This window comes from Segeticoccus rhizosphaerae, assembly GCF_009192725.1.
Classification (GTDB): Bacteria; Actinomycetota; Actinomycetes; order Actinomycetales; family Dermatophilaceae; genus Segeticoccus; species Segeticoccus rhizosphaerae.
In genome coordinates, this window is the sequence record NZ_VOHR01000625.1 from 1 (window position 1) to 926 (window position 926).

General features: G+C 74.2%; 1 protein-coding gene. It reads right to left on the minus strand.

Features of this window, described 5'->3' with window-relative positions; translation table 11 throughout:
* Window positions 1–137 precede the first annotated feature (137 nt).
* Window positions 138–926: HAD-IIIA family hydrolase (locus FRW57_RS22160; RefSeq protein WP_152187096.1), on the minus strand; the 789-nt coding region annotated here is incomplete at its 5' end.

The following is a 926-nucleotide window of genomic DNA, read 5'->3' on the forward strand; positions in this document are numbered from 1 at the left end:
TCGGTGATGTGCTGCTCCGCGCGCCGCCGGCGAGGTGAGCAGGTCGACCTGGTCGGCGCCGTGCGCCAGGGCCCGGACGGCCGGCCCGCAGAGCAGCACATCACCGATCCCGTCGAGGCGGACGGCGAGGATCCGGGTCATCGACCGTTGCCCTTCGACAGGTTGCCCCCGGAGAGGTTCCCCTTCAGCAGCAGGTCCACGGCCGTCGCCAGGCTCTTCGCCACGAGAGGTGCGGCGAGGACCTCCTCGGGGCGCGTGTGCCGCGTCGGCACGAGGACCGGCCGGGCGCCAGCCGCGAGTGCCGCCTCGACGTCGCTTCCGACATCGCCCACGACCGCGCACCGGGAGACCGACACCCCGAGGTCGGCCGCCGCGGCGAACACCATGCCGGGCTGCGGCTTGCGGCACTCGCACCCGTCGGTGGAGGCGTGGTGGCACACCTGCCACGTGTCGAACGGCCCGAGCAGCTCCTCCACCCGACGGTTGATCCGGGCCACGTCGTCCTCCGATATCTCGCCGCGGCCGACGGCGGCCTGGTTGGTGACCACGCCGGTGCGAAGGTGGTGGCGGCGGGCCGTGTCCAGGGCCTTTCGGGCATCCGGCAGGGGTGCGACGCGAGCCGGGTCGGTGTTGAGCGGCACGTCGTGGATCAGGGTGCCGTCGCGATCGAAGAGGATCGCCTCGATGGCGGGAGGCCATGGACCGGCACGCCGGTGTCGCACGGCACCGCGCACCCGGTGGGCGATCGCGGCGGGCGGGATCAGCACGCTGGTCACCGCCATCCGGGCGACTTCGCGCGGGTTACGCGGTCCGGGTGCGATGCGTCGTCGGGCGAAGTCGAGGGTGATGGCCGCCCAGCCGGTCGACCCGGCGACGACGACGGCGTCGCGGGCCCGGCCGCGAAGGAGCAGACCCGCCGCGGCCAG